This window comes from Paenibacillus alkaliterrae (genome assembly GCF_021532375.1).
Lineage (GTDB): Bacteria > Bacillota > Bacilli > Paenibacillales > Paenibacillaceae > Pristimantibacillus > Pristimantibacillus alkaliterrae.
In genome coordinates this window covers 1-4,971 of sequence record NZ_JAKGAP010000021.1, presented here as the reverse complement: position 1 = coordinate 4,971, position 4,971 = coordinate 1, and the positions used below count along the sequence as shown (strand labels likewise).

Sequence of the window (4,971 nt, the reverse complement as noted above, 5' to 3'; positions counted from 1 at the left end):
CGTACTGTTTCTTCGTCATATTGTGTTCCCCTCCGCTTGATTTCATTGTATCTAAGTAAGGGGTGTTCTGTCCAAGTCTAAATAGGGGCTAAAAAGATACCTCGCGCGTGAGCTACATTCATATTCTCATGAATCGGGTCTTACTTCCATGTGTGTGGGATTTGACGCTCACGGTAAAGGAGGCCTATGGCCTGGCGTTCCGCGCGATGTGGATCGGACTTGCGGTCGTGACGGTGAACGCGTTTCTGATCTTTATTTTTGGCAGGCAGCTGCTGGGCTTGTTCACGGATAATAAAGAGATCATCGCGATGGGCGTGTCTTTATTAGGACTAAACCTGCTGCTTCAGCCAGGCAAAATGGTCAACATGGCGCTAGGCAACTCGCTCAATGCGGTCGGGGACACCCGGTTCACGATGTGGACGTCCGTGTTCTCGATGTGGCTGCTTGCGACAGGCCTCGCCTATTGGGTGGGGATTGAGCTCGGCTGGGGACTGATCGGCATTTACGCTTGCATGATTCTGGATGAGTACGTTCGCGGCACGCTGTCGCTTATCCGGTGGAGGGGGAAGAAGTTTCTGCGCAAGGCGGAGCTCGACGAGGCGGATGGAATGACGGCGGCAGAAGGCGAAGCGGGTGGCCGGATTTCGAAACAGACCGCGCTGGACGTCTGATAAAGGAGTATAATAGAAGAAGGAAACGACAGCGGCTTAGCGTTTGCGGGCTGCTGTTTTCCGTATTGACGGCAAGGGAGCGAACGATAGAATGGCATCGATGATCATGATGAATGAAAAAATACGCGCCTCCGAGGTGCGGTTAACGGGTCTGCGCGGCGAGGAGCTGGGCATCATATCGCGCGATGAAGCGCTGGCGATGGCGCGCGAGCTGAAGGTGGATTTGGTATGCACCTCGCTCATGAGCAGTCCGCCGCCTTGCAAGCTCGTCGGCAAAGGGCAGGCGAAGCAGCAAGCGACTCAGGAGAAGCGCGGCGCGAAGGCGCAGGAGCAGCCGGGCAAAGTGAAGGAGCTGCGCTTAACCCCGCATATCGAGGAGCATGACTACGACACGAAGCTGCGGCAGGCGGCGAAGCTGCTTGCTTCGGGCAACGGCGTGCAGCTCGTCGTGCGCATTCAGGGCAAGGAAGGCGCTAAGGCGAAGGAGCTGCTGGAGCGCTTGGTCAAAGATCTCGCCGGGAGCGGCAAGAAGCAGACGGGTATCCAGGTCAGCGGCAAGCAAGCGGCAGTGCAGCTGCTGCCTCTGTAAGGGGGCGGCTGTACGGGGAGATGCAGGGGGAGAGCAGGAGAGGTGCGGGAGAGGTGCAGAGGAAGGTACAAAGTGAGTGTGTGCTTTTTCTCCAAATTATTGTTGAATGCGCTTTCTTGTAAGTGTTAATGAGGTTAATGACCAATGGGCTGGGCGTAAATTGCGTTCGTTCAACGACACTTAATGAGGTGAAACGTTAATGGCAAAAACCGTACATACAGGGCCGATCAAGCTGCCGAAGCGGCCGGATCCGAAGCTGTGGGTGAGCAAAGCGCCGTTTGGACTGGGACGTATTAAGCCGCATCATATTCGGGATACGCTTAAGGTCGCTTGGGATAACCGTGATAATCTTCCTTATGCATATCGGATTTTGACGCAGGGGGTATGCGATGGCTGCGCGCTTGGCGTATCCGGCCTGTATGACCAGACGCTCGACGGTCCGCATTTATGCACGACGCGGCTGAATGTGCTGCGCTTGAACACGATGCCTGCGATTAAGCCGGCCATGCTTCATTCGGATATCGGGGAGCTGCGGAAGCTCGACAGCGCCCAATTGCGCAAGCTGGGGCGTTTGCCTTATCCGCTCATTCGCGCCAAAGGTGAACGCAGCTTCCGCAGGCTGTCCTGGGATGAAGCGCTTGATCGCATCGCAGCCAAGGCGCGGACCATTGATCCGAAGCAGCTGGCGTTCTACTTAACGGCGCGCGGCATTACGAACGAGTCTTATTACGCGGCGGCGAAGGCGGCGCGGCTCATCGGCACGAACAATATTGATAACGCCTCGCGTATCTGCCATTCTCCGTCCAAAACGGCGATGAAGCGTTCGGTCGGAGTCGGCGCCTCAACCTGCAATTACAAGGATTGGATCGGCACGGATGTGCTCGTGTTCTGGGGCAGCGTAGCGGCGAACAATCAGCCGGTATCGACCAAATACATGTATGCGGCCAAGCGGAAGGGGACGAAAATCATCGTCATCAACCCCTACCGGGAGCCTGCGATGGAGGGGTATTGGATTCCGTCGATTCCGGAATCGGCGCTGTTCGGCACGAAGCTGGCCGATGACTTTTACCAAGTAAACATTGGCGGAGACATCGCGTTCATGCACGGCGTCATGAAGATTTGGTTCGAGATGGAGGAGGAGCAGCCGGGCTCGGCGATTGATCATTCTTTTGTGAGCGAGCATGCGAATGGGTATGAGGCGCTGAAGGCGTATGTGTTGGAGCAGCGCTGGGAGCTGCTCGAGAAGTCGTCCGGGCTGACGAAGGAGCGGATGAAGGCGTTCGCCGTGCTGCTTGCGGCAGCGAAATCCGGCGTATTCGTATGGAGCATGGGACTGACGCAGCACCGCTTCGGCACGGACAATATTTCGCAGGTGGCGAACCTGGCGCTGCTGCGCGGCTTCCTCGGACGCGAGCATTGCGGCTTGATGCCGATCCGCGGCCATAGCGGCGTGCAGGGCTCGGGCGAAATGGGCGCCGATCCGTTCAGCCTGCCGGGCGGCGAGTTCAAGGGCGCGGATATCGCGCGCATCGAGGAGGCTTGGGGCTTCAAGCTGCCGGAGTGGCAGGGCGACATCGTCGGCGTATCGCTCGAGAATGCCCTGCTTCCGGAGCGGCACGAACGGAAGCTGAAGCTCTTCTATACGTCCGGCGGCAACTTTATCGAGACGATGCCTGATCCTGATTTCGTGAGGCGATGCTTGGAAGCGGTAGACATTAGGGTGCACCAGGACATTATGCTGAACAGCTCCACGCTTCTGGATGCGCAGGAGGAGGTTATTGTGCTGCCGGCCATGACCCGATATGAGCAGCCGGGCGGCGGTACGTCTACGTCTACGGAGCGGATGGTCTATTTCTCGCCGGCTATTGACGGTCCGCGGGTGGAGGAAACCCGGGCGGAGTGGCAAATTTATGCGGATCTGGCCGCGCGGATTAAGCCTGAGCTGCGAGAGTTGATCGCCTTCGAAGATGCAGCCGCGGTAAGGCGCGAGATGGCGGTCGCCGCGCCTGACTATGACGGTGTGCAGCATTTGCAGAACCGGGGCGATGTTTTTCAGTGGGGCGGGGCTTGGCTTTGCGAGGATGGCATTTGTCCAACCGTCGACGGAAAGGGCAATCTGCTGCCGATTGAGCTGCCGGAGCTGCGCAAGCCGGAGGGGCATTTTTATGCCACGACACGCAGAGGCAAGCAGTTCAACTCGATGATCTACGGGGAGAAGGATGCCTTCAACGACGCCGGGCGCTATGCTGTATTGATGAGCGCTGAGGACGCGGCTGCGCTTCGCATCTCCGAGGGAGACGCCGTGGTCGTCTACAACCGCAGCGGGACGTTCCACGGCAGAGCCAAATGCGAGGATATTGCCAGCGGAAATATCGAGCTGTACTGGCCGGAGGGCAACAGCCTGTTTGCCAAAGGGGTCTATGAGCCGCAGGCCGGCATCCCCGAATACAATGCATCGGTCGTCGTGGAGCGGGCGGATACGTACCATGCTTTGAAGGATACGAAATATGTGGAGAAGCGGATCGAGGAGCTGGAGACGGAGCCGCCGGAGTAGGCTATTAAAGGGTGAGCGACAAGGGGGGACAGCAAATGGAGCATACCAATACGACAAAATGGCCTATTCTCAAATACGACGGCAGCGAGCTGTTTGAGATGGACGATGAAATTGCGGCCGAATTTCCGCTTACCTTGAAGCTGGACGGGGAGGAATTCGCGACGATCGTATGCTCGCCGTCCGATTTGCAGGAGCTTGTCATCGGTTTCCTGGCGTCCGAGGGCGTTATTCGCACGGCCGGGCAGGTGAAGTCGCTCATCATTCACGAGGATACGGGCTTCGCCTATGTCGGGCTGGAGCATAAGTCGTCGATGGGGATTGAACATTATACGAAGCGCGTGATCGGCTCCTGCTGCGGGAAGAGCAGGCAGTTTTATTTTCACAACGATAGGCAGACCGCCAAAACGGTCATGACCCGCACGCGCATCACGCCCGAGCAATGCATCCGCTTGATTCTGGAGCTGCAGGACAGCTCCGCGGACTTCCGCAGCACGGGCGGCGTGCATAATGCGGCGATCGGAACGGCGCGCGGGCTGCTGATCGTAAGGACCGATATCGGACGCCACAATGCGCTCGACAAGCTGTTCGGCTATTGCCTGCTCCACCGCCTTCGCACCTCGGATAAAGTGATCGCCTTCAGCGGCAGGCTCTCCTCGGAGGTTGTGCTGAAAGCGGCCAAAATCGGCTGCGGCATCCTGCTCAGCAAATCGGCGCCGACCGATCTTGCGCTGCGGCTGGCGGATGATCTCGGCATCACCTGCGTCGGTTTTATCCGCGGCGGCGAGATGAATGTGTATACGCATCGGGAGCGGATTGATTTTGGCAATGGATTGACAGCTGGAAATTGATTGTATATCATTTTATGAAAAACATTATCAATAAGAACATGCAGCTAACGCCGATCTGCATCGACTTAGGTTACAGAAAAGGAGTCACAGATGCTTCGTCGATTTTTTGCCTATTACAAGCCTTACAAAAAGCTGTTCCTGCTTGATTTCTGCTGTGCGGTCCTGCTCGCGATTCTCGAGCTATGCTTCCCGCTGGCGGTCAGCTATGTCATTGATACTTTGCTGCCTGACGGGAATTGGGGACTGATCCTAACGGCCTGCGCGATTTTGCTCGTCATTTATATCATTAATACGTTTTTGCAATATGTG

Annotated in this window: 3 protein-coding genes and 2 pseudogenes; all 5 read left to right on the top strand. The window is 57.0% G+C overall.

Annotated features, from left to right (window positions below; genetic code table 11):
- Positions 1-173: 173 nt before the first annotated feature.
- Positions 174-671, top strand: a pseudogene (locus L1N85_RS10965) (MATE family efflux transporter); the annotation flags it as partial.
- A 100-nt stretch (positions 672-771) separates the two neighbouring features.
- Positions 772-1,260: a translation initiation factor IF-3 gene (infC, locus tag L1N85_RS10960; protein ID WP_235237687.1), complete on the top strand. Its 489-nt coding sequence runs from the start codon at positions 772-774 to the stop codon at positions 1,258-1,260.
- A gap of 199 nt (positions 1,261-1,459) precedes the next feature.
- Positions 1,460-3,814 carry an FdhF/YdeP family oxidoreductase gene (locus L1N85_RS10955; protein ID WP_235237686.1) on the top strand — a complete coding sequence of 785 codons (2,355 nt, stop codon included), beginning with the start codon at positions 1,460-1,462 and terminating at the stop codon, positions 3,812-3,814.
- Positions 3,815-3,849: 35 nt separating this feature from the next.
- The gene (gene fdhD / locus L1N85_RS10950; RefSeq protein WP_235237682.1) at positions 3,850-4,662 is read left to right on the top strand and encodes a formate dehydrogenase accessory sulfurtransferase FdhD; all 813 of its coding nucleotides are present in this window, start codon (positions 3,850-3,852) and stop codon (positions 4,660-4,662) included.
- A gap of 90 nt (positions 4,663-4,752) precedes the next feature.
- Positions 4,753-4,971: pseudogene (locus L1N85_RS10945) on the top strand (multidrug ABC transporter ATP-binding protein); the annotation flags it as partial.